Annotated in this window: 25 protein-coding genes; 14 read left to right on the top strand and 11 right to left on the bottom strand. The window is 66.8% G+C overall.

The features are described from left to right. Positions 1–59 precede the first annotated feature (59 nt). The 3 genes from ABQZ09_RS11525 to sufT all read right to left on the bottom strand — a co-directional run bounded on the left by ABQZ09_RS11525 (position 60) and on the right by sufT (position 3,817). A complete protein-coding gene (locus ABQZ09_RS11525; RefSeq protein WP_228314435.1) occupies positions 60–1,799 on the bottom strand; it encodes a S8 family peptidase in 1,740 nt (579 codons plus the stop codon). A 314-nt stretch (positions 1,800–2,113) separates the two neighbouring features. Further along, a complete protein-coding gene (locus tag ABQZ09_RS11520) occupies positions 2,114–3,199 on the bottom strand; it encodes a branched-chain amino acid aminotransferase (protein ID WP_349776922.1) in 1,086 nt (361 codons plus the stop codon). Positions 3,200–3,262: 63 nt separating this feature from the next. Next, positions 3,263–3,817: a putative Fe-S cluster assembly protein SufT gene (sufT, locus tag ABQZ09_RS11515; RefSeq protein WP_029219190.1), complete on the bottom strand. Its 555-nt coding sequence runs from the start codon at positions 3,815–3,817 to the stop codon at positions 3,263–3,265. A gap of 184 nt (positions 3,818–4,001) precedes the next feature. On the opposite strand from sufT, the gene ABQZ09_RS11510 reads away from it, so the two are divergent. Further along, positions 4,002–4,421 carry a hypothetical protein gene (locus ABQZ09_RS11510; RefSeq protein ID WP_039410062.1) on the top strand — a complete coding sequence of 140 codons (420 nt, stop codon included), beginning with the start codon at positions 4,002–4,004 and terminating at the stop codon, positions 4,419–4,421. Positions 4,422–5,493: 1,072 nt separating this feature from the next. Here ABQZ09_RS11510 and ABQZ09_RS11505 read toward each other — a convergent pair. Together ABQZ09_RS11505 and ABQZ09_RS11500 are read right to left on the bottom strand one after the other, a co-directional pair. Continuing rightward, positions 5,494–6,951, bottom strand: coding sequence for an NAD(P)(+) transhydrogenase (Re/Si-specific) subunit beta (locus tag ABQZ09_RS11505; protein WP_349776921.1), 1,458 nt, complete (start codon positions 6,949–6,951; stop codon positions 5,494–5,496). After that, on the bottom strand, positions 6,948–7,253 hold the full coding sequence (locus ABQZ09_RS11500; protein ID WP_179457004.1) for an NAD(P) transhydrogenase subunit alpha part 2: 306 nt from the start codon (positions 7,251–7,253) through the stop codon (positions 6,948–6,950). Before ABQZ09_RS11500 ends, ABQZ09_RS11505 begins: the two co-directional genes overlap by 4 nt. A 112-nt stretch (positions 7,254–7,365) precedes the next feature. Between ABQZ09_RS11500 and ABQZ09_RS11495 the strand changes: the two genes are divergently transcribed. Genes ABQZ09_RS11495 through ABQZ09_RS11485 form a run of 3 tightly spaced genes read left to right on the top strand, consistent with a single transcriptional unit; the run spans position 7,366 to position 8,764 of the window. Beyond that, the gene (locus ABQZ09_RS11495) at positions 7,366–7,929 is read left to right on the top strand and encodes an RNA polymerase sigma factor (protein WP_047695354.1); all 564 of its coding nucleotides are present in this window, start codon (positions 7,366–7,368) and stop codon (positions 7,927–7,929) included. Further along, on the top strand, positions 7,926–8,273 hold the full coding sequence (locus ABQZ09_RS11490) for a hypothetical protein (RefSeq protein WP_349776920.1): 348 nt from the start codon (positions 7,926–7,928) through the stop codon (positions 8,271–8,273). Before ABQZ09_RS11495 ends, ABQZ09_RS11490 begins: the two co-directional genes overlap by 4 nt. A 5-nt stretch (positions 8,274–8,278) precedes the next feature. Further along, a complete protein-coding gene (locus tag ABQZ09_RS11485) occupies positions 8,279–8,764 on the top strand; it encodes a DUF3106 domain-containing protein (RefSeq protein WP_039410082.1) in 486 nt (161 codons plus the stop codon). A gap of 187 nt (positions 8,765–8,951) precedes the next feature. Here the strand turns inward: ABQZ09_RS11485 and ABQZ09_RS11480 are convergent, their stop codons facing one another. Both ABQZ09_RS11480 and ABQZ09_RS11475 read right to left on the bottom strand, forming a co-directional pair. Then, on the bottom strand, positions 8,952–10,043 hold the full coding sequence (locus tag ABQZ09_RS11480) for an NAD(P) transhydrogenase subunit alpha (protein ID WP_349776919.1): 1,092 nt from the start codon (positions 10,041–10,043) through the stop codon (positions 8,952–8,954). A gap of 145 nt (positions 10,044–10,188) precedes the next feature. Further along, complete coding sequence (locus ABQZ09_RS11475; RefSeq protein ID WP_349776918.1) at positions 10,189–10,788, bottom strand: TetR/AcrR family transcriptional regulator; 600 nt, start codon at positions 10,786–10,788, stop codon at positions 10,189–10,191. 126 nt (positions 10,789–10,914) lie between these two features. On the opposite strand from ABQZ09_RS11475, the gene ABQZ09_RS11470 reads away from it, so the two are divergent. Further along, positions 10,915–11,778, top strand: coding sequence for an alpha/beta hydrolase (locus ABQZ09_RS11470; RefSeq protein ID WP_349776917.1), 864 nt, complete (start codon positions 10,915–10,917; stop codon positions 11,776–11,778). 159 nt (positions 11,779–11,937) lie between these two features. On the opposite strand, the gene pacR is transcribed toward ABQZ09_RS11470, so the two are convergent. Both pacR and ABQZ09_RS11460 read right to left on the bottom strand, forming a co-directional pair. Beyond that, a complete protein-coding gene (gene pacR / locus ABQZ09_RS11465; RefSeq protein ID WP_228314429.1) occupies positions 11,938–14,292 on the bottom strand; it encodes a PacR family protein in 2,355 nt (784 codons plus the stop codon). A 222-nt stretch (positions 14,293–14,514) separates the two neighbouring features. Further along, positions 14,515–14,691, bottom strand: coding sequence for a hypothetical protein (locus tag ABQZ09_RS11460; protein WP_184552713.1), 177 nt, complete (start codon positions 14,689–14,691; stop codon positions 14,515–14,517). A 125-nt stretch (positions 14,692–14,816) separates the two neighbouring features. Here ABQZ09_RS11460 and ABQZ09_RS11455 point away from each other — a divergent pair, with 125 nt between their 5' ends. From ABQZ09_RS11455 to ABQZ09_RS11440, 4 genes are read left to right on the top strand one after another with little or no spacing between them, the layout of a single operon-like run. Further along, a complete protein-coding gene (locus ABQZ09_RS11455; RefSeq protein ID WP_039410033.1) occupies positions 14,817–15,392 on the top strand; it encodes a nitroreductase family protein in 576 nt (191 codons plus the stop codon). Continuing rightward, on the top strand, positions 15,389–16,375 hold the full coding sequence (locus ABQZ09_RS11450; protein WP_349776916.1) for a 5'-3' exonuclease: 987 nt from the start codon (positions 15,389–15,391) through the stop codon (positions 16,373–16,375). Before ABQZ09_RS11455 ends, ABQZ09_RS11450 begins: the two co-directional genes overlap by 4 nt. Then, positions 16,372–16,923 carry an NUDIX hydrolase gene (locus tag ABQZ09_RS11445; protein ID WP_166743971.1) on the top strand — a complete coding sequence of 184 codons (552 nt, stop codon included), beginning with the start codon at positions 16,372–16,374 and terminating at the stop codon, positions 16,921–16,923. Before ABQZ09_RS11450 ends, ABQZ09_RS11445 begins: the two co-directional genes overlap by 4 nt. Then, entirely contained in the window at positions 16,904–17,701 is a 798-nt protein-coding gene (locus ABQZ09_RS11440; RefSeq protein WP_349776915.1) for an N-formylglutamate amidohydrolase, read from the top strand. The genes ABQZ09_RS11445 and ABQZ09_RS11440 overlap by 20 nt, the downstream gene beginning before the upstream one ends. Before the next feature lie 186 nt (positions 17,702–17,887). Here ABQZ09_RS11440 and pip read toward each other — a convergent pair whose 3' ends face one another. Continuing rightward, positions 17,888–18,829 (bottom strand): prolyl aminopeptidase, encoded by a 942-nt coding sequence (gene pip, locus ABQZ09_RS11435; protein WP_184552719.1) that lies wholly within the window; start codon positions 18,827–18,829, stop codon positions 17,888–17,890. 134 nt (positions 18,830–18,963) lie between these two features. Beyond that, positions 18,964–19,818, bottom strand: coding sequence for a peptide chain release factor N(5)-glutamine methyltransferase (prmC, locus tag ABQZ09_RS11430; protein WP_349776914.1), 855 nt, complete (start codon positions 19,816–19,818; stop codon positions 18,964–18,966). Positions 19,819–20,021: 203 nt separating this feature from the next. On the opposite strand from prmC, the gene ahpC reads away from it, so the two are divergent. From ahpC to tal, 5 genes are all read left to right on the top strand, one after another. Next, positions 20,022–20,585 (top strand): alkyl hydroperoxide reductase subunit C, encoded by a 564-nt coding sequence (gene ahpC, locus ABQZ09_RS11425; protein WP_349776913.1) that lies wholly within the window; start codon positions 20,022–20,024, stop codon positions 20,583–20,585. Positions 20,586–20,798: 213 nt separating this feature from the next. Next, a complete protein-coding gene (gene ahpF, locus ABQZ09_RS11420; RefSeq protein WP_005988859.1) occupies positions 20,799–22,391 on the top strand; it encodes an alkyl hydroperoxide reductase subunit F in 1,593 nt (530 codons plus the stop codon). A gap of 91 nt (positions 22,392–22,482) precedes the next feature. Continuing rightward, on the top strand, positions 22,483–23,424 hold the full coding sequence (locus ABQZ09_RS11415) for a LysR substrate-binding domain-containing protein (RefSeq protein ID WP_349776912.1): 942 nt from the start codon (positions 22,483–22,485) through the stop codon (positions 23,422–23,424). A 522-nt stretch (positions 23,425–23,946) separates the two neighbouring features. Next, a complete protein-coding gene (gene rnk / locus ABQZ09_RS11410) occupies positions 23,947–24,387 on the top strand; it encodes a nucleoside diphosphate kinase regulator (RefSeq protein ID WP_039410079.1) in 441 nt (146 codons plus the stop codon). A 51-nt stretch (positions 24,388–24,438) separates the two neighbouring features. Next, positions 24,439–25,407, top strand: coding sequence for a transaldolase (gene tal / locus ABQZ09_RS11405; protein WP_039410002.1), 969 nt, complete (start codon positions 24,439–24,441; stop codon positions 25,405–25,407). Positions 25,408–25,548 lie beyond the last annotated feature (141 nt).

The following is a 25,548-nucleotide window of genomic DNA, read 5'->3' as shown; positions in this document are numbered from 1 at the left end:
CGCCGGTGGGGCTGCCGGCACGTGACCGGCAGCGCAACGCGGCGTCGAACAACCGGGCCCTAGTAGCTGGCCCTCAGGGTCACGCCGGAGAACGTGCTGTACGCCTTGACCCGCACGTAATAGGTTCCCGACGGCGCGGTGATGCTGCAGGTTTCCGCATTGCCACTGCGGTAGGGCCGGCAGGTGTAGGTGGTGTCGGTCGGTGCACTGCCGGCACGCACGTACAGGTCGGCATCGCCGCTGCCGCCACTGATCGCCACGGTGAGCGTGCCGCTGCCAGCCGGCACCGCGATGGTGTAGTTCAGCTCTGCACCGGTGGCCGCGCCCAGGCCGGTCACCGGCGTGCCATTGGTCAGCGTGTTGCCGCTGCCGCCACCGCCGCCCCCGTTGCTGCCGCTGATCGCGGCCGTGACCGCGGCATCGGCGTTGACGATGCCGGCGCCGCAGCCACCGGAGCAGGCGCCCGGCAATGCCCGGGCCGTATTCTTCAGCAAGGTTTCCACGGCGGCAGGCGTCAGCGGCGACGGCGCCGCCGATTGCACCAGCGCCACCACGCCGGCCACATGCGGCGACGCCATCGAGGTGCCGTTGTAGGACGCGTAGCTGGCGCTGCCCGGCGTGGTAGTGCCGCTATTGAGCGTGGACAGGATGGCCGAACCCGGCGCTGACACGTCGATGCCGGTACCGAAGTTGGAATAGCTGGCCTTGGCGCCGGCCGAGGTGGTGGCCGCTACCGCGATCACGTTGGCGCAGTTGGCCGGCAGCGAACCGGACACGTTGGCCGAGCTGTTGCCGGCCGCCACCACCACCGTGGTCCCGCGCGAGACCGCACCGCTGATTGCGTTCTGCATCGTGGTCGAGCAGGTACCGCCGCCACCGAGCGACATGTTGATCACTTCGGCTGGATTGGCATTGGCCGGGACGCCGCTGACGCTGCCGCCGGACGACCAGACGATGGCGTCGGCAATGTCCGACAGCGACCCGCCGCAGCGGCCTAGCACACGCACCGGCACCACTTTGGCGTTGAACGCGGTGCCGGCCACGCCGGTGGTGTTGTTGGTCACTGCCGCCACCGTGCCGGCGACGTGAGTACCATGCCAGCTGGAATCGGACACCGCGCAACCGCTGATGCCGCCGGGATTCCAGTCGCCTTCGTCGGCTGGATTGCTGTCGCGGCCATTGCCGTCACGCGCGGTGGCGGCATCGCTGATGAAGTCGTAGCCCGGCAGGATGTTCGCGTTGAGGTCGGGGTGGCTGACGATCCCGGTATCGATGACGGCCACTACCACGTTGGTTCCGGTCGACTTGTCCCACGCCGAGCGGATATTGAGGCCGGCATTGGTCGTGCCGAAGGCCCACTGCTCGGACAACCGGGTGTCGTTCGGGGTCAGCGTGGCGTGCAGGATCTGATCCACTTCCACGCTCTGCACGTTCGGGTCGGCGGCCAGCTGGCGCATCAGCGTCTCGGCTTCGGCACGGTCCAGCGCGCGGTCGGCCTGGATCAGCTCCGGCCCCACTGCCAGGCGGCGCACCGAATTGAGGCCCAGCGCCCTGCCCGCCTTGGCCGGTACCGCACGGGCGGCGGCGCGCAGGGAACTGGTCAACACGCTTGGACTGGCCAGGGCAGTGCTGCCGTCCTTGTAGGTGACGATGAATTTCTGGTGGGTCTGGGCGGTGGCAAGGCCATCCAGGTAGACCTCGCCGGCGAACGCAGGCGTTGCCAGCAACAGGGAGGTCAGCGCGGTTGCGCGCATGACGATGAGTGCGCGAGGACGCTTGCGAGAGGACGCGTTCGACATTGAATTCCCTTCCAAATCAAAGAGAACCGCCTGAGCGGTGTTATCCGGCGCCGCCTTCCATCGGTCAGCACCGAGTCCCCGGAACGATCCCCTGTTATCGATCCGTTCAGCGAACCTACCCCAGCGCAACCAGACTGGACAATACAGGATCGACACTTTTGAAACTTAAATATCCGTTTTGTGACAACGATCAGCTCTGTTCAGTCCGCTTCGCACAGTTTTTTGACCGGTCACGGCGCATTTGCTGCAGAGCAGGCCAAAAAAAGGCCCCCGTGCTGACACACGGGGGCCTTTTTTTGACGCGGTATGGCGTCTTATGACAAACGCACCAGCCAACCGTGACGATCCCGCACGCGGCCGTATTGGATATCGGTCAACTCCTGGCGCAGCGACATGGTGACCTCGCCCGCCGGTGCGGACAGATCGCCCACCGCAAACCCGTCACCCTTGAGCTCGCCGATCGGGGTCACCACCGCCGCGGTGCCGCAAGCGAACACCTCGGTGATCTCGCCGGAGGCCACGCCCTGCTTCCACTCGTCGATGGCCACCTTGCGCTCGATCACCTGCATGCCGCGGTCTCGGGCCAGTTGCAGGATGCTGTCGCGGGTGATGCCTTCCAGGATGCTGCCGGACAGTTCCGGCGTCACCAGGCTGCCGTCCTTGTAGACCAGGAACACGTTCATGCCGCCCAGCTCTTCGATGTACTTGCCTTCCACCGGGTCCAGGAACAGCACCTGCGAGCAGCCCTGCGCGTAGGCTTTTTGCTGCGGCAGCAGCGAGGCGGCGTAGTTGCCGCCGCACTTGGCCGCGCCGGTGCCGCCCTTGGCCGCACGCGCGTAGTCGGTGGACAACCAGATCGACACCGGCGCCACGCCCTTGGCGAAGTACGGGCCGGCCGGGCTGGCGATCACGTAGTACGAGGCCTTGTGCGCCGCACGCACGCCCAAAAACGCCTCATCGGCGATCATGAAGGGGCGGAAGTACAGGCTGGTTTCCGGTGCCGAGGGCACCCAGCCGGCGTCCACCGCCACCAATTGGCGCAGCGATTCGACGAACAGGTCCACCGGCAATTCCGGCAGTGCCAGACGGCGCGCAGAGCGCTGCAGGCGCTCGCCGTTGGACTGCGGGCGGAAGGTCCAGATCGAGCCGTCGGCATGCCGGTAGGCCTTGATGCCCTCGAAGATCTCCTGGCCGTAATGCAGCACCGACGCCGCCGGATCCAGCTGCAGCGGGCCGTACGCGCGCACCTGCGCGTCATGCCAGCCCTGCTCGTTGTTCCAGGAAATGGCGACCATGTGGTCGGTGAAATGCAGCCCGAAACCGGGCGCGGCCAGGATCACGGACAGTTCGTCGGCGCTGCGCGGCGACGGAGAACGGGTGGAAGCGAAGGACACGGACACCGGGAGATTCCTGTATGCGGGCGAAAGGACGCGGCGCCACATCGTGGACATGGCGCGTGACGATCAGAGCATGCCGGTCTCGAGACGGGCCGCTTCGGACATCATATGCCGGCCCCACGGCGGGTCGAACACCAGCTCGACATCGGCCTCGGCAATGGTCGGGATCATTTCGACCTTGCTGCGCACGTCGTCGACCAGGATCTCGCCCATGCCGCAACCGGGCGCGGTGAGCGTCATCTTGACGTCCACCCGACGCTGATCGTCTTCTTCGCGATGGCTGACCACGGCCTCGTAGACCAGGCCCAGGTCGACGATGTTGAACGGAATTTCCGGGTCGAAACAGGTGCGCAGCTGCTGCCACACCAGAGCTTCGACCTCTTCGTCGCTGGCGTTGTCGGGCAATTCCAGCCCGGGCGGGGCCTCCTTGCCGATCGCATCGCCATCCTTGCCGGCAATGCGGAACAGATTGCCCTCGACAAAGACGGTATAGCTGCCACCCAGCGCCTGGGTGATATAGCCGTAACTGCCTGCGGGCAGGGTCACCGAATCGCCCTGCGGCACCATGACGGCATCGCAATCGCGTTCGAACTGGACGGGTTCGCTGCTACGGGAATACATGGGCTGGATATGGGGCCGCGCCGGACGCGCGCAAGTCGGCCATTCTAGCCGACCGCGACGGCATCGCCGCCGCACGCAGCGCCCGTCAGCGACGACGCTGCATTCCATCCGCCGCACCGTGGTGGTGTGGGGCGTCGCAAAGGCCGGCCCGCGTTCTATCATGTGCGCACTGTCAGGAGCTCCAATGCCGCCCACCACCGCGTCCGCCAGAACCGCCCACTGGCTCTGGCCCCCGCTCCTGCTGCTGGGATGCGTCACCGCCCTCATCGCCTGGCTCCTCATCGCACTCGCGCTCGGCAACCAGGCCGGCTGGATGGCGGTGGTGGCAGCGCTCGAGATCGCCTGGATGCTGCGCCTTGGCACCTTGCACGCCGGCCGGTTGCGCATCGGCGTCGCCGTCGTTACGACAGCACTGATCATCGTCGGCGCCAACTGGGGGATCGCCTCGGCCCAACTGGGCGGACCGCTCGGCCTGGACCCATGGACCTCGGCACAGAAGATGGGCACCGGCCTGGCCTGGACCCTGCTGCAGCTGGCCAACAACGGCTTCGACCTGCTGTGCTACGCCGCCGCGCTGTTGGTGGCCTGGTGGGCAGCGCGCTGAATCGGGCGCGTTTGGCGTAGGGATGGTTGGTACGCAGGGTTTTCAACACTGCCCACGATCAACGCCCTGGCGCGTTGTTCTGGCTCTTCAATAAAACCACCAGCAAACTTTCTGTTGCGGTGTCCTCATCGCGCATTCGACATTGTGGGCGTTCGACCTGATTGCTCATGACGGACAGATCAGGCGCAGAGCGGATGGTCTGCGCCTCTGCTGCAGGGCCCTTGCCCGCCCACCATCGCGGGACACGCTGCAAGTACGTCCGTGTAGCTCCGTGGCGGCATCCATGTCGCCAAGGGTCCCGCGACGGTGGGCGGGCAAGGACCAGTCGAGATGGTCGGTCCGCATGGATATCAACAGCGACTAGCAAGCTGCCGACACAGTCTCTTTAGCTCTTAAAAACCAGCCAACTCTCTGGCGCGGTGCCCTCGCCGATTGCGTGACCGTGCGGCGGTATGGATGCCGCCACCGAGCCCCATGGACGGGTTGAAGGCGTGTCCCGCGAGCGGTGAGGGCGCCGCGCCCTCGACGTCTTCGCGTCTTTTGCAGGGCCCTTGCCCGCTCACCATCGCAGGACACGCTGCAAGTACGTCCGTGTAAGCTCTGGCGCGGCATCCATGCCGCTCAAGGTCCCGCGACGGTGAGCGGGCAAGGACCAGTCAAGATGGTCGGTGTGCAAGTGAGAGCAATGCTTGAAGCGCGTTGCTAATCAGGTAATTCGATTGCTTTCCTCGTTGTCCTACGCCAGCGCCGTAGCAGCACGCCCACGCGGCATGTGGTGTGGCCGCTTTCGGTTAGCTGCCGGCCAACTGTCTGGCGCGGTGACCTTACCGATTGCGCGGCATGGATGCCGCCAACGAGCCCCTATGGACGGGTTAACGGCGTGTCCCGCGAGCGGTGAGGGCACCGCGCACTCGACGGTGGTCGGTGCGTAAAGCTTTCCAAAAGCAATCAGCGACGTGATGCCTTCGTTCTTCAAAAAACAACCAACTCTGCGGTGCAGTGATTCGTCATCGCGCACGAACACACCCGCCCTCACCAACCAGTTAAAGAGAGGCTGACAAGACCCACGCCCTCAATGCCCGCCGCCATCCAGCGCCTTCAACTCGCTGACTAGCGCGCCGGCCGCTTCTGCCCCATCGCCGTACAACATGCGCGTGTTGTCGGCGTAGAACAGCGCATTCTCGATACCGGCAAAGCCCGTGCCCCTGCCGCGCTTGATGACCACCGTGTTCTTCGAATTGACCACGTCCAGGATCGGCATGCCGTAGATCGGGCTGGCCGGGTCGGTCTTTGCGACCGGATTGACCACGTCGTTGGCGCCGATCACCAACGCCACATCGGTGCTGGCGAATTCCGGATTGATGTCGTCCATATCGGCGATCAGGTCGTACGGCACGCCGGCTTCGGCCAGCAGCACGTTCATGTGCCCGGGCATGCGCCCGGCGACCGGATGGATCGCGAACTTCACCTTGACCCCGCGTGCGATCAGGCGCTGCGCCAGCTCCCAGATCTTGTGCTGCGCCTGCGCCACTGCCATGCCGTAGCCGGGCACGATCACCACCCGCTCGGCGAACGCCATCATCGCGGCCACATCGCCGGCCTCGATCGGCTTCTGTGCGCCGCTGATCTCCTGCGCCTGCCCGCCGCCACCGAAGTTGGAAAACAGCACACCACTGATTGGCCGGTTCATCGCCTTGGCCATCAGGCGCGTCAGCAGGATGCCGGCCGCACCCACCATCATGCCGGCGATGATCAACGCCTCGTTGCCCAGTACATAGCCCTCGAAGGCCACCGCCAGCCCGGTGAAGGCGTTATAGAGCGAGATCACCACCGGCATGTCGGCACCGCCGATCGGCAGGGTCATCAGCACGCCCAGCGCCAGCGCCAGCACGAAGAAGGCGATGATCGCCAGCGGCTGCAGGCTGCTCGCTGCCCAGATGCCGAGCGCCAGCACTGCCACTGCCATCAGCAGATTAAATGCCTGCTGGCCGGGGAAGGTCACCCGCCGGTCGAGCCGGCCGTCCAGCTTGGCCCAGGCGATGATCGAGCCGGACAGCGACACCGCCCCGATCGCCGAGCCAACTACCGCCAGCGCCACGGTGGTGGCGTCAGGCCGCCGCGCCGCCAGCTCGGCAATGGCCTGCGCGCTCCAGTGCGCAGTGTCGCGGTTGGCAAGGAAGGAAAACCGCAGCAGCTCCACTGCGCCGATCGCCGCCGCCGAGCCGCCGCCCATGCCGTTGTACAGCGCCACCATCTGCGGCATGTCGGTGATGGCCACCTTCTTGGCCGACCACCACGCCACCCCGGTGCCGATCGCCAGTGCCGCCAGGATCAGCGGCACGTTGTGCAGTTCAGGAAGGAAGAACGTGGCCACGGTGGCGATCAGCATGCCCAGCCCGGCCCAGCGGATGCCGCTGCGTGCGGTCACTGGCGAGGCCATGCGCTGCAGGCCGAGCAGAAACAGCGTGGCGGCAATCAGATAGCTGGACTTGACCAGCCAGTCCAGCAGCTCGGCAGTGGTGACGGTCATGGCTCCTCCCTAGCCGCCGGCTTCTTGCTGGCCCTGAACATGTCCAGCATCCGCTCGGTCACCACGTAGCCGCCGGCCGCATTGCCCGCGCCCAGCACCACGGCGACAAACCCCAGCGCCTTTTCCAGCGTGGTATCGGCATGGCCCAGCACCACCATCGCCCCGATCAGCACGATGCCGTGGATGAAGTTGGACCCCGACATCAGTGGCGTATGCAGGATCACCGGCACCCGCGCGATGATCACGTGGCCGGCGATGGCCGCCAGCATGAAGATGTACAGCGCTACGAACCCGTCGCTCATGGTCTTTCGCTCCACTGGCCGGTGCGGCCCGCCGATCATACCCATGCATCGGCGTGTCAACCGAATCGGCGCCCGGCCGTTGACGTCGTATCGTCTTCGCGGAAGCTACGCTGTGCTGGTGGGAACCCCTTTCGATCCGCAGCCTGTTGCACCGGCCGCTGCCGTCCCCGTGTCGCTGGATGCATTTCTGGCCGGCATCGGCCCGCGCGCGTTCCGCTTTGCCGAGGCCGGTTTGCGTCACCGCGAAGACGCGCTGGATGCCGTGCAGGACGCCATGGTGAAGCTGCTCGGCTACCGCGAGCGGCCCGCAGAAGAATGGACGCCGTTGTTCTGGAGCATCCTGCGCAGCCGCATCATCGACCTGCAGCGCCGCCGCACGTTCCGCCTGAAGTTCTGGGCACCGGCCGAGCGCGCCGATGACGAAGGCCCCATCGACTGGGCCGACCCGGGCATCGGCCCGGTCGGCGAGCAACAACACCAGCAGGCCTACCAGCGCTTGGTCGATGCGCTGCGCTCGCTGCCGGCACGCCAGCGCGAAGCGTTCACGCTGCGCGTACTGGAAGACCTGGACGTGGCCACCACCGCCAAGGCCATGGGCTGCTCCGAAGGCTCGGTCAAAACCCACCTGTCGCGTGCCCGCGACGCGTTGCAAAAACAGTTCGAGGATTTCCTGTGAACCGCTCCCACGATCCGGCCCAGTTGGATGCGCGGCTGCGCCAACTGCACGCCACAGCGCTCGCCCAGCTGCCGCCGCAGACCCTGGCGCGCCTGCGCCAGGCACGCCAGGCGCCGGCCGCGCGCATGCGCCGTGGCCATTGGTTGCTGGCCACCGCCTGTTCGGCCTTGCTGGCTGTCGGCATCGGCCTGCAGATGCGGCCCAGCGACACCGCCCCGGCAGGCGCGGCGCCAACCCAGGCGGTAGCCGGCAACACCGCCAGCACCGACACCGACGACCTGCTGACCCAGAACCCCGACCTGTACGTCTGGCTCGGGTCCGACACCGCCCTGGCCATGGAATGAGCACGATGACCCGCACGACCCGCCTGTTGTTGACCCTGTTGCTGTGCGCCGGGCCGTGCGCCCTGGCGCTGGCCCAGGACCGCCCACCGGGACCGCCTGGCCCGCCCATGGACGGGCCAGGCCCCCGCGGCCAGGGCCCGCGCGACGAGACCCCGATGCCCGAATGGGACCGCCTGACCCAGCAGCAGCGCCAGGTATTGATCGATGCGCTGCGCGAGCGCTGGAACGACGTGCCCGAAGAACGCCCGCGCATGTACCGGCACGCCCGACGCTGGCTGGACATGACGCCCGAGCAGCGCAAGCAGGCCAAGGCCGGCATGGACCGCTTCCGCAACATGAGTCCGGAGCAGCGCCGCGAAGCCAAGGCCTTGTTCGACCGCATGCGCACGCTCAACCCGCAACAACGCGACGCGCTGCAACAGCGCTGGCAGAAGATGAGCCCGGCCGAACGCAGTACCTGGCTGCGCGAGCACCCGCCAACCGACGACTGACGGCAGCGCCGCCGCGGCGAGCGCCGCACGCCATCGCACGGGTGCATCCCGGGCGCAGGTGGACGTGCGTGCGGCCACCGTAGGAGCGCGCTGGCGCGCGATGGAGCGTTACCGATGAAGCTCCATCGCGCGCCAGCGCGCTCCTATCCGGAACCGCCGACGCACAAGGCGCATGGACTCGGCGGGGCTATGCAGTCGATGTCGCCGACCAGCGTGTCCTGGCCAGCAGTTCGTCGTCCCAATCGAACGACAGCGCGCCATCCTTGATCAGCAGTGCGGCGAAGGCATACACGTTGCGCGCGAACATCTCGCTGGCATGCACTGCGCCCTGGCTGGCCAGATCGAGCGGGCCGGCGATGACCACCCCGTCGAGATCATAGGTGTCGCCCGGACGGGTGGCCGCGCAATTGCCGCCGGTTTCCGCGGCCAGATCCACGATCACGCTACCGGCGCGCATGTCGCGTGCCATATCCATGGTCAGGATTTTCGGCGCCGGGCGCCCGGGCACGGCGGCCGTGCAGACCACCACGTCCACGCCCTTCAGATGCTCGGCCAGACGGCGCTGCTGTTCGGCGCGTTCGTCGTCGGTGAGCTGACGCGCATAGCCACCCTCGCCGGCGGCGCTGACGCCCAGATCCAGGAAGCGTGCGCCCAGCGAGGCGATCTGCTCGCGCGTTTCCGGGCGGACATCGAACCCTTCCACCTGCGCGCCCAGCCGCTTGGCCGTTGCGATCACCTGCAAGCCGGCCACCCCCGCACCGATCACCAGCACCTTGCACGGCCGCATGGTGCCGGCCGCGGTGGTCAGCATCGGAAAGAAACGCGGCGCCAGTTGCGCGGCGATCAACACCGCCTTGTAGCCGGCCATGCCGGCCTGCGAGCTCAACACGTCCATCGATTGCGCGCGCGTGGTGCGCGGCAGGCGTTCCAGCGGAAATGCGATCACCTCGCGCTCGGAAAGGGCCTGCGCGCGTGCGGGGTCGGCATCGGGTGAGAGCATGCCGATCAGCACCGTGTGCGGTTTGCATTGCAGCAGGACATCGGTCGGCGGCGCCTGTACGCACACCACGACATCCGCCTGGCCGAGCGTGTGCGCGTTGGCCAGCTGCGCACCGGCCCGCAGATACGCCGCATCGTCCATGCTGCTGGCGCGGCCGGCATCCGGCTCGATCCACACGCCGGCGCCAAGCGCGACCAGCTTCCTGACCGTTTCGGGCGTTGCGGCCACGCGGCGTTCGCCAGCGGCCCGTTCTTTCAGCACCAGCACCTGCACAGCCATGGGTTGCTCCGGTCTTGCGCCCAGTCGGGGCGATGCTAGCAGAGCGCGGCACCGCCGCCGGCCGTGCCAACCGATACGCGGCGGATGCAGCCATGCCCGGGCACGCCGCCCGAGCGGTCGAGTGGTCGAGCGGTCGAGCGCGTCGTCAGGGTTCGAGCACGGCGTGCAGCAGCGGCGCAAACACCACCTCGGGCGCAAAGGCCAGCAACGCCGTGTGCTTGCGGTCGATCGCCAGCGAGGCATAGCCGTGCACCGCGCTCCAGGCCAGCAGCGTGCGTTGCTGCAGCACGTCGGTGGCCGGGGCGCGGCCGTGGCGGGCGATCCACTGCGTCCGCACCGTCTCGCGCAGGCTCGCCATCGCCGCGTCGCTGGCCTGCACCAGCCGCGGCAGGCTGCGCGAACACACCTCCAGCCCAAGCATCAGCCGAAACTGCTGCGGGTAGTCGAGCGCGAAGCGCACATAGCCCAACCCACAGCCCAGCAACGGGTCGGCCAGTTCCCGCTGAGCGGTGAGGATGCAGGCGAGCATGCGCTCATAGCCGTCGGCCGCCAGCTCCGCCAGCAACCCGTCCAGCGAACCGAAGTGATGCGCCGGTGCCGCGTGCGAGACACCGGCGCGGCGTGCGCATTCGCGCAGGGTCAGCCCCCGCACACCGGATTCGCCCAGCAGTTCCCAGCCGGCCCGGCGCAATGCAGCCGGCAGATCGCCATGGTGATAGGCAGCAGGAGCGTCGGTGCGCGACATGGCGGCTTCGCTTTTCGGGATTCCAGTGGAGCAGATCATCTTGACGCTGACAAGATACGACCGCAGACTCGCTGCATCTTGGCATCGACAAGATGCAATCCGCCCGACTCCACAAGGATCCCGCCCATGCGCGCGCCCATTGCCAAACTGCGTCTACGCATGCTTCGCGGTGTGCTGGCTGGTGCCAGCCGCCTGGCCCCCGGCCCGACCGGGCGCTATCTGGCGCGCCGCTTCGTGACACCTGCCAACGCAGGGCGCCGGCAGGCGGAGGCCATTGCGGCGACCTTGACCGACGTGCACCGCCAGACGCTGCAGATCGACGGGTTCGACATCGCGGTGTACCAGTGGGGCGACCTGCGCCAACAGCCGTATGTGCTGCTGTCGCACGGCTGGTCCAGTTACGGGCTGCGCTTTGCCGCATGGGTGCCGCAGCTGCGCGCGCTCGGCTATGCGGTGCTGGCGTTCGATCAGGCCGCGCATGGGCTGAGCAGCGGCAAGATCAGCAACATGCCGCATTTCGTGCAGGTGCTGCGCCAGATCGGCAGCCGCTTCGGTCGTCCTGCCGTCTTCATCGGGCACTCGATCGGCGCGGCAGCGGCAGTGTTTGCCAACGAGCCGGCATGGCAGCCCGAGCGCTACGTGCTGATCGCGCCGCTGGTCGAACCCGGTGGTAGTGCGCATCGTCAGTTCCGCGCCTCCGCGATCGCGCCTGCGGCATTTGCACCGTTCGAAAATTGGCTTTGCCAGCTCACCGGCCTGCGTTTTGCCGATCTCGACGCGAGCCTGCATCTGCCGCAGCTCGATCGCCCGGCACTGGTCATCCACGACCGCCGCGATCGCGAAACGCCCTGGAACGAAGGCGCGCGCTTTGCCGCCCTGTGGCCGGGCGCGCAGCTGTTCAGTACCGAAGGCCTGGGCCACAACCGTCTGGTCGATCATGCCTCGGTGATGGCGCGGGCATTGGAGTTCATCGGGCCGGCAGCGCGGTAAGCGCGCCGGCCGTGCGCTGTACGCACTCGCGTCGCCGGTGCCATGAGTGCCACTGTTGCGCAATGACACACCGCTTGCGCGCACCGCGCGGGCCTGCAAGCAACGCACCCACGCCCGTTCTGGTCCACCACACTGACGCAGCGACGCGAAGAGCGCCGCTCAGTGCACCGTGCTGTTGTTATGCAGCGGATCCAGCCGGTCGATCACGCCCTGCATCGCGCTGTCGAACGCGCCATCGTTGATGTGCTCGCGCAGGCGGCCCAGCCGCACCATCACCGCCAGTTCTTCCGGCGAGGCAACGCAGAAGCGCACGCCACGCCGGTTGACGAACAGCAACCGCTGCGAAATCGGGCTTACCCAGGACAGCTTGCCGGCCTGCACCTTGCCGTCCTTGTCGACGAAATCCAGCCAGGTCCCGATATCCATCGCACGGAAGCGCTCGGCATCGGCACTGTCGATGCTCTGGGCCACGGCATCGGCACCAAGTACCACGCTGACACTCTCGGCCGCCGGTGGCGGCAGATTGACCTGCGGCAGTTCCGGCAAGGCCTTTTCCAGCTCCGGGCGCGCTTCGGCGATTGCCTGCAAGGTGTCGTGCAGCGCGGTGATGGCCACCACCACTGCATCGCCATGCAGACCCACGCTGGCGAAGACGCGGTGCAGGGCCGGTTGCCAGACCTGCAGCCAGGGCTTGCCGATGATGTGCCGGCGCGCCTCGCCCAATTCTTCCAGCACGCCGTCGGCCAGCGCCAGCGCCTCCACGGTGCCGGGACCTTCGTCGCCGTCGCGCAGGATCGCCATGGTCAGATGGTGCAGCCACGGCTGGCGCAGGAAGTCTTCCAGTGCCTTGGGCAACGGCGCACCGGCCTGCACGCGCTGCTCCATTTCCGCCAGCGCGCGGGTACGCGCCAGCTCGAGTTTTTCCTGCCCGCGCTGGGTCTCGGTGGCGCGGCGCTCGGCAATTTCCACACGGCGCCGATGCTGCGACAGGAAATCGCGGAATTCTTCTTCCAGGGTCAGGAAGATCGCCAGGTTCTCGTTGAACTCGGCCACCAGGCGGTCGACGATTTCTTCGACCTTGCCCATCAGCACGCGTTCGGCGGCGCTGTCGCCGTTGTTGCCTTCGCAGGCCTCGGCCAGCGAATTGAGCAGGCGCCGCGCCGGGTGGGTCTTCTGCACGAACATCTTGCGGTCCAGCAGCGCCACCTTGACGAACGGCACCACCAGGCGGCCGATCATTTCGCGCGAGCGGCTTTCCAGATCGCGCTCGTCCAGCATCACGTCGAACAGCATGCCGACCAGATCGATCGCATCCTCGTCCATCGGGTCAAGTTTTGCGGTGGCCGGGTCCACGCCCAGCCGCGTGGCGCTGTTGAGCACCTCGTTCTTCAACCGCTGCGCGAGCGACTCGTTGTCGTCGCCGATCGCTGCCTGCAGCGTCGCGCTCGGCGTCGCCTGCAGCAACGACAGCACCGACATCATTTCGCGCTGGCTCAACGGCCGTTGCTGGCCTACCGCCACCGACGCGGCGGAGGCGGCGTTGTCGCGCACGTTGCGGGTCTGCTGCAACAACTCGTGCAACGCATCCAGCAGCATGCCCTGGCTGCCGCCGGGATGATCGCTATCGCCCTCCATGCCACCGCCGGCACCGTCGGCATGGCCACGCTGTGCGGCCGCCTGCATGCGACCGCGGCTATGCGCCCAGCGGTCCAGGAAGCGGTTGGCCCAGGCGGGCGCGTACTGGTCGTTCTGATCGTCGCCGCCCATCTCGACATTACCGCCCTGCGCCTCGGCCTGCGCGCGCTCTTCCGGGGTCTCGCCGCGTGACGGCATGCGCGGCGGCGGGCGTTTGGGCTGGGACATTTCCGGCATCACGCCGGCCTTGGCCAGCGTCTCGTCCAGGCGGGCGTACAGCTTGCCGATCGGCTCGGCCAGGTCGCGTTCGCACAGCTTGATCAGGACCAGACGCACTTCCGGCGCCAGATCGCAGGTGGCAAAGGCCTCGTGGATCGCCACGCCCAGGTGTTCGGGACCGATCGGGTTGGTGTCGGCCACCAGTTCCAGGCCGCCGGCGATCCAGCCCAACCGGCGGTCCACCCGCGACAGCACCTGCTTGAAATCGCGCAGCAGCACGGTCGCCAGATTGCGGACCGCCAGCCGCGATTCGAGCACGTGCTCGGGCACCAGACTCAGCGGGCCGGTGCCCATGTCGCCGGCCAGTACCACTTCGGCCGACAACGGCGTACCCAGTACCAGCGCCTGCCAGCCGTCTTCCAGCTGCTGGCGGAATTGCGTGGCCACGTCCTCGCGCCTGCGGCGCAGCTCGCGCATGCCATCGAGAAACAGCAACTGTGACGTGCCCGCAGACTCGGCGCGATCGAACAGGACATCATCGAAATGTGCAACTGCAGCTGCAAACACCTGCACGAGCGCGGGCACGAACACGTCGTGCGCCTGTTCGAGCAAGCGTGGGTCACGGCCCGGGTGTCCCGACGGACTGGGCTGAAAAGTCATGCGCAAAGGCTCCCCGCCTCTGCAGGCGCGAAAATATCCAAACGAGGAAAAACAGACGCGGCCCCAAATTCCGCCCCCGCATGGTAGGCGTTTCGCTCGTTTGTTAAATGTGACGCCATTCTCACTTTACTCGTGACCGCCCAGGGTTTGCGTGTCAAGCCGACATCCTAGCCCGCAACGCTGCGGTGGAGCCTGCCGTCACCCGTTATACGCCTGCGGGGGTTAAGGCTTCAGCTTGACGGACGCGTCCAGACCGTCGATCACGCCCTGCACCACACTGCAGAAGGCGTCGTCCTCGATAAATGCCTCGGCCAGCGGGATCAGCACGATGTCGCAGACCTGATCGAGCAGGTGCGGGTTGCGTCTGGGCCGCGGGCCGGTGGCAGCGAACCGGGTCATCCAACCACCCAAGAGGGAGGCATGAGGTGACCACGCGACGGGCATTGACCCGGCCGGCCAGCATGCGGCGGGCGCTGGGAAGGGCCCGTCTATAATCGCCTGCCCGTCGACCAGAACCGCAACTTATGCACGCACCGTATTCGCTACAGGCGCTGGACGCGCGTCGCTCGGTCCCGTCCAAACAGCTGGGTGAGCCCGGGCCGGATGAAGACACCTTGCTGCGCATGCTGACATCGGCCGTGCGCGTGCCCGACCACGGCAAGCTGGTGCCGTTCCGTTTCCTGCGCATCAGTGGCGAGGCACGGCAAGCGCTGGGCGACTTCCTGGCCGAGCGCACCCAGGCCGCCGATCCGCTGGCGCCGCCGGCGGTGGTGGAGAAGGACCGCAACCGCTTCAGCGACGCTCCGCTGGTGATCGTGGTGATTGCCGCCCTGCGTCCCGGGCACAAGGTCCCCGAGCAGGAACAACTGCTGACCGCCGGCTGCGTGTGTTTCGCGCTGCTGCAGGCTGCGCAGGCACACGGCTTCGGCGCACAGTGGCTGAGCGGCTGGATGGCCTACGACCCAGCGGTCATCGGCTATCTCGGCCTGGAACAACACGAACGCGTTGCCGGTTTCATCCATATCGGCACGCCACGCATGCAGGTGCCCGAGCGCGAGCGCCCGGACCCGCGCACCTTGCTGCGCGACTGGACCCCATGAGCAGCCTGCCCGGTGCGATTGCCGCGGCGCTGCCGGGCAGGCCACGTCCGCAGCCGCTGTACCTGATCGATGCCAGCCTGTACGTCTTTCGCGCCTGGCATTCGATCCCGGACGAATTTCAGGATACACAAGGCTGGCCGACCAACGCGGTGCACGGGTTTGCGCGTTTCTTGCTGGACCTGCTCGAACGCGAGCGCCCGCTCCACATCACCATCGCCTTCGACGAGGCCTTGGACAGCTGCTTCCGGCATGCGATCTACCCGGCCTACAAGGGCAACCGCGAGCCGGCGCCGGATGCGTTGCGTCGCCAGTTTGCGCATTGCAAGGCGCTATGCGCCGCACTGGGCCTGAGCGTGCTGGCGCACCGCGACTACGAGGCCGACGATCTGATCGGCAGCGCCCTGCACAGCGTACGCACACAGGGGCTGCGCGGTGTCATCGTGTCGGCCGACAAGGATCTGTCGCAATTGCTGTTCGAACACGACGAACAGTGGGATTACGCACGCAACCTGCGTTGGGGCATGGACGGGGTCAAGGCACGGCATGGCGTGCATGCGCACCAGATCGCCGACTACCTGGCGCTGTGCGGCGACGCGATCGACAACATCCCCGGCATCACCGGGATCGGCGCCAAATCGGCCGCCGTGCTGCTGGCGCATTTCGGCAGCCTGGATGCACTGCTGGAGCGCATCGACGAGATCCCGTTCCTGCGCTTGCGCGGCGCCGCGCAGATGGCGGTGCGGTTGCGCGAACAGCGCGAGCACGCATTGCTGTGGCGCCAGCTCACCACCATCGCGCTGGACGCGCCGCTTGACCTGACCGACACCGGTTTCACGCGCGCGCACGCCGACGCGGACATGCTGATCGGGCTGTGCGACAGCCTGCGCTTCGGCCCGCTCACACGCCGGCGCCTGCTGGCCGTGTGCGACGGCGCCGCACTGCCCCCTCCTCCCGCCTCCCTGTCTCAAGGCATCTCCCCATGAACCGACACGACACCCCGCCCACCGTGGTTTACGAAGGCAAGTACCAGCGCATGGTCGTGCGTGGCACCTGGGAATATTCCGAGCGCGTGCATGCCGGCGGCCTGGCCGCGATCATCGTGGCGGTGACGCCGGACGATGCGATGTTGTTCGTCGAACAATTCCGCGTGCCGTTGCAGGCGCGCACGATCGAAATGCCGGCCGGGCTGGTAGGCGATGTGCATGCGGGCGAGTCGATCGAGCTGTCGGCGATCCGCGAACTGGAAGAAGAAACCGGCTGGACCGCCGAGCATGCCGAAGTGCTGATGATCGGCCCCACCTCGGCCGGTGCCAGCAGCGAGAAGATCGCCTTCGTGCGCGCCACCGGGCTGAGCAGGGTCGGCGCCGGCGGCGGCGACGACAGCGAAGACATCACCGTGCACGAGATTCCGCGTGCGCAGGTTGGCACCTGGCTGGTGCAGAAGATGGCCGAGGGCTATCAGATGGACCCCAAGCTGTGGGCAGGCCTGTACCTGGTCGATCACGCACTGGATGGCACGCCGCGTGGCTGACGCTGTCGTCGCTCCCTTGCTTGGCCCCGACGATCCGGCACCGTTTACCGTGCACAACGCGCAGGCGGCCTCGCCATGGCTGTTGATCGCCGACCACGCCGGCCAGCGCGTGCCGGCACGGCTGGCCAATCTGGGCCTGCCGCAGGTTGAGCTGGACCGCCATATCGGCTGGGATATCGGCATTGCGCAGGTCACGCAGCTGTTGGCCGATGCGCTGGACGCCGTTGCCATCGCCCAGACCTATTCGCGGCTGGTGGTCGACTGCAACCGCCCGCACGCGTCCGCCACCCTGATGCCCGAGGTGAGCGACGGCACATCGATTCCCGGCAATCTGCAGCTGTCGGCCGAGGCGCGGCGGCAGCGCATCGACGAGATCTTCGCGCCGTACCACGCACGTATCGCAGCGGAGCTGGAGACCCGTGCGCAGCGCCAGCAACCGACCTTACTGGTGTCGATGCACAGCTTCACCCCGATCATGGCCGGCCATGCGCGGCCCTGGCATGCCGGGGTGCTGTACAACCGCGACACCCGGCTGGCGCATCGCCTGTTGCAGGCGTTGCGTGCCGAACCGGATCTGGTGGTCGGCGACAACCAACCCTATGCGGTCAGCGATGCCAGCGACTATGCGATTCCGGTGTATGGCGAAGGCCGCGGCCTGCTGCATGTGGAGCTGGAGATCCGCCAGGACCTGATCGTCGATGCGGCTGGGCAACACGCATGGGCACAGCGCCTGGCACGCATCCTGCCGCCACTGGCACAGGCATTGCTGCTGCCCTGAAACCGGCATCACTGTCGGCAATTACAGTAGGAGCGCGCTTGCGCGCGATGAGGCGTTACCGATAACGCTCCATCGCGCGCGAGCGCGCTCCTACGGGTATTGAGGCTTTAACGGTAACGCCTCATTGCGCAAGCGCGCTCCTACGGATCATGCGAAGGCATGACCCGGCTGCCCTGACGTCGTGGCTCAGGCAAACCCATCGGTGGCACGCACCAGCGCATCGACGTTTTCCGGCTCGAATGCCGAATGCCCGGAGGCCGGGCTGATCTGCAGCTGCGCCTTCGGCCAGACCTTGTGCAGGTCCCAGGCGCTTTGCAACGGGCAGACCACGTCGTAGCGGCCGTGCACGATCACGCCGGGGATGTCGGCGATGCGGTGCGCATCGCGCAGCAGCTGGCCTTCGACCTCGAAGAAGCCGTTGTTGACGAAGTAGTGGTTCTCGATGCGCGCGAACGCCAGCGCAAAGTGGGCGTCTTCGTGCCCGGTGACGAAGTCCTCGTCCACATGCAGGAAGCTGGTGGCGCCTTCCCACACGCTCCAGGCCTTGGCCGCGGCCAGGCGCGTGGCTTCGTCGTCGCTGGTCAGGCGGCGATGGAAGGCCGCGATCAGATCGCCGCGCTCTGCGGTCGGGATCGCATCGATGTAGTGCTCCCAGGCGTCCGGGAACAGGCGGCTGGCGCCTTCCTGGTAGAACCATTCCAGCTCGAAGCGGCGCAGCAGGAAGATGCCGCGCAGCACCAGCTCGGTGACCTGCTGCGGATGGGTCTGCGCATAGGCCAGCGCCAGCGTCGAGCCCCAGCTGCCGCCGAACACCTGCCAGCGGTCGATGCCCAGGTGCGTGCGCAGGCGCTCGATGTCGGCGACCAGATCCCAGGTGGTGTTGTCGGTGAGGTCTGCATGCGGGGTGGAGCGCCCCGAGCCACGCTGGTCGAACAGCACGATGCGGTACTTGGCCGGGTCATGGAAGCGACGCATCTTGGCGTTGCAGCCGCCACCCGGGCCGCCGTGCAGCATGACCACCGGCTTGCCCTGCGGGTTGCCGCACTGCTCGAAATACAGCGTGTGGCGGTCATCGACCTTCAGGCTGCCCTGCTCGTAGGGCGTGATCTCGGGATAGAGCGTGCGCATGCGTCGGTCCTGGGCGAAAACGCATAGTGTATCGACCGGCGGCACCGCTGCCGCCTGCCCCTTCTGTGGCGCAGCACCGCTGCGCATGCCGGCGCCGAGCGGCCGGTGTTGAGCACCTGTGGCGGCAACGCGGCTCAGCGCGTGGCCGCTGCCTCCCAGCGGCCCAGGGTCACCCGGTTGCGCTGTTCCAGGTCCTGATGCGTGGCCACCTGCGCAAATCCCTGCACGCGCAGCAGCTCGCCCACCGCCGCGCCCTGGTCCCAGCCATGCTCGAGCAGCAGCCAGCCGCCGGTACGCAGATGGCCGGGCGCCTGCGCCACAATCAACCGGATGTCATCCAGCCCGTCCTTGCCGGAGGCCAGTGCGCTGGCCGGTTCATGGCGCAGGTCGCCCCGTTCCAGATGCGGGTCGCCGGCCGCGATGTACGGCGGGTTGCTGGCGATCAGGTCGAACTGCTCGCCGGCCAGCGGCGCAAACCAGCTGCCGTGTCGGCAGTGCACATTCGATAGGCGATGCCTGTCGGCATTGCGCCGGGCGATGACGAGCGCGGCCGCACTGGCATCGGTGGCGACCACCGCGGCCTGCGGCCGCTCGCTGGCAATCGCCAGCGCGATGGCACCGCTGCCGGTGCCCAGGTCGGCGACGCGGCGGCCGGGCGTGTGGTCCAGCCGTTCCAGCGCCAGCTCCACCAGGGTCTCGGTGTCGGCGCGCGGGATCAGCGTCGCCGGCGAGACTTCCAGATCCAGCGTCCAGAACCCGCGCGAGCCGGTCAGATACGCCACCGGTTCACCGGCCTGACGCCGCTGCACCAGTGCGTCGAAGGCAGCGGCGACGGCGCTGGGCACCGGGTCGCGGCCATGGGCGAAGAGCCAGACGCGGTCGCGGCCCAGCGCGTGCAGCAGCAGGGGTTCGGCATCGCCGCGCTCGATCCGCGCCGCCGCCAGCCGCAGCAGCTGTTCGCCGGACAGGGCGGCAGGATCGTGGCTCATACGGATCGTTCACTCATGCGAAACATCGGCTGACCATTATCGGAGATGGAGCATCGCCGCTGCAGCACCAGATGCCGTCTGCAAAATCGATAGCCAAAAACTATCTATCTAATTCCATCAATCGATTTGAGGAATCTATCGATCCTGCCTACCATGGCGACTGTTCCATCCCCCGCCCCCCTTTCATCGCACGAGGAAACTCAATGTCTCTCATCAACACTCAGGTCCAGCCGTTCAAGGCGAATGCGTACCACAACGGCAACTTCATCGAAGTCTCCGAGGCCAGCCTGAAGGGCAAGTGGTCGGTGCTGATCTTCATGCCGGCCGCGTTCACCTTCAACTGCCCGACCGAAGTGGAAGACGCAGCCGATAACTATGCCGCCTTCCAGAAGGCAGGCGCCGAGGTCTACATCGTCACCACCGACACGCACTTCTCGCACAAGGTGTGGCACGAAACCTCCCCGGCCGTGGGCAAGGCGCAGTTCCCGTTGATCGGCGACCCGACCCACAAGCTGACCCGCGCCTTCGGCGTGCACATTGAAGAAGAAGGCCTGGCCCTGCGTGGCACCTTCATCATCAATCCGGAAGGCGTGATCAAGACCCTGGAAATCCACGACAACTCCATCGCCCGCGACGTCACCGAGACGCTGCGCAAGCTCACCGCAGCGCAGTTCGTGGCCAACAATCCTGGCCAGGTCTGCCCGGCCAAGTGGAAGGAAGGCGCCAAGACCCTGGCTCCGTCGCTGGACCTGGTCGGCAAGATCTAAGCCGGCTGTCACCTCCGACCTGTCATCAGGCCGGAGCATCTCCGGCCCGCACGGGCCGGAGGTGAACCGGAGCCGGTGCCGGGCTGCCCGCCAGCCATCGCCAGCACGCACTCCGACCTTGCGCCGGCTGCGGTTCACCTCCTTCCTCTCCCGGCGACCTGCCTCAGCGCAGCGACGCCACGCCCTCCCCTTGCCCATTCCCAGGAGTTCTCCATGTTGGATGCCAACCTCAAGACCCAGCTGACCGCCTACCTGGAACGGGTCACGCGGCCGATCCAGATCAATGCGTCCATCGACGACAGCCCGGCTGCGCGCGAGATGCTCGACCTGCTCGAAGACCTGGTGCTGCTCTCGGACAAGATCAGCCTGGACGTCCACCGCGACGACAACCAGCGCAAGCCGTCGTTCGCGCTGACCACGCCGGGCCAGGACATCTCGCTGCGCTTTGCCGGCCTGCCGATGGGCCACGAGTTCACCTCGCTGGTGCTGGCGCTGCTGCAGGTGGGCGGCCACCCGTCCAAGGCCACTGCCGAGCTGATCGAGCAGGTGCAGCACCTGGACGGCGATTACCAGTTCGAAACCTATTTCTCGCTGTCGTGCCAGAACTGCCCGGACGTGGTGCAGGCGCTGAACCTGGCCGCCGTGCTCAATCCCCGCATCAAGCATGTCGCCATCGATGGCGCGCTGTTCCAGGATGAGGTCGAAACCCGCCAGATCATGTCGGTGCCGACGGTGTACTTGAACGGCGAACTGTTCGACCAGGGCCGCATGACGCTGGAGCAGATCGTCGCCAAGCTCGATACCAATGCCGCCAAGCGCGATGCCGCAAAAATCGCCGCCAAGGATGCCTTCGACGTGCTGGTGGTGGGCGGTGGCCCGGCCGGCTCGGCAGCGGCAGTGTATGCCGCACGCAAGGGCATCCGCACCGGCGTGGCCGCCGAACGCTTCGGCGGGCAGGTGCTGGACACCATGTCGATCGAAAACTTCATCTCCGTGCCGGAAACCGAAGGCCCGAAGATGGCCGCCGCGCTGGAGCAGCACGTGCGCCAGTACGACGTGGACATCATGAACCTGCAGCGTGCCGAGCAATTGGTGCCGGCCGGTGCCGATGGCCTGATCGAAATCAAGCTGGCCAATGGCGCCTCGCTCAAGAGCAAGACCGTGATCCTGTCCACCGGTGCGCGCTGGAGGCAGATGAACGTGCCGGGCGAGGACCAGTACAAGAACAAGGGCGTGGCCTATTGCCCGCATTGCGACGGCCCGCTGTTCAAGGGCAAGCGCGTGGCGGTGATCGGCGGCGGCAACTCCGGTGTGGAAGCGGCGATCGATCTGGCCGGCATCGTGGCGCATGTCACGCTGATGGAATTCGACGACAAGCTGCGCGCCGACGAGGTGCTGCAACGCAAGCTGCGCAGCCTGCACAACGTGCGCATCATCACCAGTGCGCAGACCACCGAAGTGCTGGGCGACGGGCAGAAGGTCACCGGACTGGTCTACACCGACCGCACCGGCGGCGACAGCCAGCATGTGGAACTGGAAGGCGTGTTCGTGCAGATCGGCCTGCTGCCCAACACCGAGTTCCTGCGTGGCACGGTGGAGCTGTCTCCGCGCGGCGAGATCATCGTCGATGACCGTGGCCAGACCAGCGTGCCGGGCGTGTTCGCCGCCGGCGACGCCACCACGGTGCCGTACAAGCAGATCGTGATCGCGATGGGCGAAGGTTCCAAGGCCGCCCTGAGCGCATTTGATTACCTGATCCGCTCCAGCGCCCCGGTCAGCCCCGAGAACGTCGCGCAGGCCGCATAAGCGCAGCGACCGCCAACGCCCGGCCCGGCCGGGCGCTAAGCTGGCTGTACGCGTCCGTCGTCCATCGTCAACGCCATGAGGGCTGCTGCACATGAATCTGCGTGACCTGAAATATCTGGTAGCCCTGGCCGACCACAAGCACTTCGGTCGTGCTGCGACGGCATGTTTCGTCAGCCAGCCGACGCTGTCCACCCAGATCAAGAAACTCGAAGACGAGCTCGGCGTGTCGCTGGTGGAACGCGCGCCGCGCAGGGTCATGCTGACCCCGGCCGGCCGCGAAGCTGCCGTGCGTGCGCGCAGCATCGTCGCCGAAGTGGAACAGATGAAGGAAGCCGCACGGCGCAGCCAGGACCCGGAAGCGGGCACCGTGCGGCTGGGCATCTTTCCCACCCTGGCACCGTACCTGTTGCCGCATGTGGTGCCGCGCATCCGCGAGCGGTTCCCGCGCCTGGAACTGCTGTTGATCGAAGAGAAAAGCGATCAACTGACGCATCAGCTGCGCGAAGGGCGGCTGGACGCTGCCTTGCTGGCGCTGCCATTGCAGGACGACCAGCTGCATGCCGAATTCCTGTTCGAAGAACCCTTCGTACTGGCCGTGCCGGAAGGCCACCCGCTGTCGCGCCATGACAGCATGACCCTGGACGATCTGTCCGAGCAGCGCCTGTTGCTTTTGGAAGACGGCCATTGCCTGCGCGAGCAGGCACTGGATGTCTGCCACCTGGCCGGCGCGCTGGAGAAATCCGAATTCCAGGCCACCAGCCTGGAAACCCTGCGCCAGATGGTGGCGGCCAATGTCGGCGTGACCTTGCTGCCACTGCTGGCGGTCAAGCCGCCGGTGGCGCGTTCGGACAACATCCGTCTGATCCGCTTTCGCGAAGACAAGCAGCCCAGCCGCCGGATTGCGATGGCATGGCGCCGTAGCTCGGCCATGACCGGGTTTCTGGAGCAACTGTCGCAGTTGTTCAAGGAACTGCCCGACACCCTGTTTGCGCTGGATCAGCCTGCGACAGGGCCGAAGGCAGTGGCCGCCTGATGGCGGGGATTCGGGATTCGGGATTCGGGATTCGGGAATCGGGAATCGGGAATCGGGAAAGCGTAGCGCGGTTGCGGTCGCTTTTATCGCCGGGTGGAGGTTTGAATTGGGCGGCGCGCGAGCGTCGCTTTTTGTTTGCCTGTGTGCGCAGCACTCTTGCCTGACGGTTAGCTGCGCATCAACTCGCCGCTGAGTGCTGGGCTGGCTGGAGCCGGCAGCCCGGCCAGCCCACCCCCGCGATTTGCAAACGGCGTCTTGATTCGTTTGCTTGGGCCTCGGAGCGCGGCGTTTGCAGCATGCGTCGGCAGAGCGGGCTCGTCCAACAGCAGCTGTCATGCCCTGCCCCTGCGGCTAGTTCATCTGGAACACTTGCTCGCTGCACCAGGCCTGCAGCGCCTGCCTGGCGGCACGTGCCGGTGCTTGGGGTCGCAACACGTCCATGCATTGCGATCAGCCGCCGACGCCCTCATCTTGTCAGTGCCGCTTGCCATGACGGCGAGCCGTTTCTGTCAGGAGATCGCCATGACTTCGCAACACCACAGCGGCTTGCCGCCGTCCATCCTTGTGTCCAGCCACGACCTCGCCCGGCTTGAGGCGTTGCTCGATTCGCCCGCCTTCCACAAGCATCCCGCCGCCACCGCGCTGAGCGACGAACTGGGCCGCGCCCGTGTGCTGCCGCCCGATCAGATTCCCGGCGATGTCGTCACCATGCACTCCCGCATCGACTGCGAAGATGAGCTGCATGGCGAACGACATACGCTCACCCTGGTGTACCCGCACGAGGCCGATGTCCAGCACAGCCGCATCTCGGTGCTTGCGCCGGTCGGCAGTGCCCTGCTTGGCCTGTCGGTCGGCCAGAGCATCGACTGGCGCACGCCCGACGGGCGCAACCTGCGCCTGCGCGTGACCGCCGTGCACGATCAACCCGCCGTTGCGGGCGACTTCCAGCGCGCGGCGCGCTAACGTAGCGCGCTGCGTCATCCCCGACCCGTTCCACGATTCGAGAGAACCCGCATGACTGCATCCCCCTCCAAGCTTGCCCAACTGCGTGAGCTGTCCGTTGTTGTCGCCGACACCGGCGATTACGACGCCATCAAGCGCCTGAAGCCGGTCGATTGCACCACCAACCCCACCCTGGTCAAGAAGGCGCTGGACCTGCCGGTCTATGCCGACCTGATCGAACGCGAGCTGGCCTGGGGCCGCGAGCACGGTGGCGAAGACCGCACTGCCACCGTCAACGAAGTCGCCGACCGCCTGACCATCGGCGTGGGCGTCAAGCTGGCCGAACTGGTGCCGGGGCGCGTGTCCACCGAAGTCGACGCCGATCTGGCGCACGACACCCAGGCCACCATCGCCAAGGCGCGCAAGTTCATTGCGATGTACGCCGAGCGCGGCGTGTCCAAGGACAAGATCCTGATCAAGATCGCCGCGACCTGGGAAGGCATCGAAGCCGCCCGTCAGCTGCAGAAGGAAGGCATCGACTGCAACCTGACGCTGATCTTCAACCGCTCGCAGGCACTGGCCTGCGCAGAGGCCGGCGTGTTCCTGATCTCCCCGTTCGTGGGCCGGATCCTGGATTACTACGTCGCCCAGGGCCAGACCCCGGCCACGATCGATGAAGATCCGGGCGTGGTATTCGTCCGCACCGTCTACAACGAGTTCAAGCAGCGCGGCTCGTCCACCGTGGTGATGGGGGCCTCGTTCCGCTCCACCGCCCAGATCGAAGCGCTGGCCGGTTGCGACCGCCTGACCATTTCGCCCGACCTGCTGGAAAAGCTCGACGCCGAACACGGCGAGCTGCCGCGCAAGCTCTCGCCGGCCAAAGCCAATGACGCGCAGATCACCCCGATCGACAGCGACAGCTTTGCCACCGATCTGGCCGCCGATGCAATGGCCACCGAAAAGCTCGCCGGCGGCATCGACACCTTTGCCAAGGATCTGCAGGCCCTGCGCAAGACCATCGCCGACAAGCTCGCCGGCTGATAGCGGCAGGGTGCTTCTGCGATAAGACGCCTGCAGCCCGATGGCTGCGGGCGTTGTCGTTTGTGGAGGTGGCAGCAACATCGCCTGCCACCGAGGCACCAGCGATGGATGCGACACCATGACGCCTTCCATCCTCGACGG

Origin of the sequence: Xanthomonas sp. WHRI 6106, assembly GCF_040202405.1 — a bacterium.
GTDB lineage: Bacteria > Pseudomonadota > Gammaproteobacteria > Xanthomonadales > Xanthomonadaceae > Xanthomonas > Xanthomonas cannabis.
The sequence above is the reverse complement of the archived record's forward strand: the minus strand, read 5'-3'. Positions and strand labels throughout refer to the sequence as shown.

Bases quoted from the DNA above. Each gene is read 5' to 3' on its own strand.
- ABQZ09_RS11525 (WP_228314435.1), bottom strand. From the start codon at position 1,799: ATGTCGAACGCGTCCTCTCGCAAGCGTCCTCGCGCACTCATCGTCATG.
- sufT (WP_029219190.1), bottom strand. From the start codon at position 3,817: ATGTATTCCCGTAGCAGCGAACCCGTCCAGTTCGAACGCGATTGCGAT.
- ABQZ09_RS11510 (WP_039410062.1), top strand. From the start codon at position 4,002: ATGCCGCCCACCACCGCGTCCGCCAGAACCGCCCACTGGCTCTGGCCC.
- ABQZ09_RS11505 (WP_349776921.1), bottom strand. From the start codon at position 6,951: ATGACCGTCACCACTGCCGAGCTGCTGGACTGGCTGGTCAAGTCCAGC.
- ABQZ09_RS11500 (WP_179457004.1), bottom strand. From the start codon at position 7,253: ATGAGCGACGGGTTCGTAGCGCTGTACATCTTCATGCTGGCGGCCATC.
- ABQZ09_RS11485 (WP_039410082.1), top strand. From the start codon at position 8,279: ATGACCCGCACGACCCGCCTGTTGTTGACCCTGTTGCTGTGCGCCGGG.
- ABQZ09_RS11480 (WP_349776919.1), bottom strand. From the start codon at position 10,043: ATGGCTGTGCAGGTGCTGGTGCTGAAAGAACGGGCCGCTGGCGAACGC.
- ABQZ09_RS11475 (WP_349776918.1), bottom strand. From the start codon at position 10,788: ATGTCGCGCACCGACGCTCCTGCTGCCTATCACCATGGCGATCTGCCG.
- ABQZ09_RS11470 (WP_349776917.1), top strand. From the start codon at position 10,915: ATGCGCGCGCCCATTGCCAAACTGCGTCTACGCATGCTTCGCGGTGTG.
- pacR (WP_228314429.1), bottom strand. From the start codon at position 14,292: ATGACTTTTCAGCCCAGTCCGTCGGGACACCCGGGCCGTGACCCACGC.
- ABQZ09_RS11460 (WP_184552713.1), bottom strand. From the start codon at position 14,691: ATGACCCGGTTCGCTGCCACCGGCCCGCGGCCCAGACGCAACCCGCAC.
- ABQZ09_RS11455 (WP_039410033.1), top strand. From the start codon at position 14,817: ATGCACGCACCGTATTCGCTACAGGCGCTGGACGCGCGTCGCTCGGTC.
- ABQZ09_RS11450 (WP_349776916.1), top strand. From the start codon at position 15,389: ATGAGCAGCCTGCCCGGTGCGATTGCCGCGGCGCTGCCGGGCAGGCCA.
- ABQZ09_RS11445 (WP_166743971.1), top strand. From the start codon at position 16,372: ATGAACCGACACGACACCCCGCCCACCGTGGTTTACGAAGGCAAGTAC.
- ABQZ09_RS11440 (WP_349776915.1), top strand. From the start codon at position 16,904: ATGGCACGCCGCGTGGCTGACGCTGTCGTCGCTCCCTTGCTTGGCCCC.
- pip (WP_184552719.1), bottom strand. From the start codon at position 18,829: ATGCGCACGCTCTATCCCGAGATCACGCCCTACGAGCAGGGCAGCCTG.
- prmC (WP_349776914.1), bottom strand. From the start codon at position 19,818: ATGAGCCACGATCCTGCCGCCCTGTCCGGCGAACAGCTGCTGCGGCTG.
- ahpC (WP_349776913.1), top strand. From the start codon at position 20,022: ATGTCTCTCATCAACACTCAGGTCCAGCCGTTCAAGGCGAATGCGTAC.
- ahpF (WP_005988859.1), top strand. From the start codon at position 20,799: ATGTTGGATGCCAACCTCAAGACCCAGCTGACCGCCTACCTGGAACGG.
- ABQZ09_RS11415 (WP_349776912.1), top strand. From the start codon at position 22,483: ATGAATCTGCGTGACCTGAAATATCTGGTAGCCCTGGCCGACCACAAG.
- rnk (WP_039410079.1), top strand. From the start codon at position 23,947: ATGACTTCGCAACACCACAGCGGCTTGCCGCCGTCCATCCTTGTGTCC.
- tal (WP_039410002.1), top strand. From the start codon at position 24,439: ATGACTGCATCCCCCTCCAAGCTTGCCCAACTGCGTGAGCTGTCCGTT.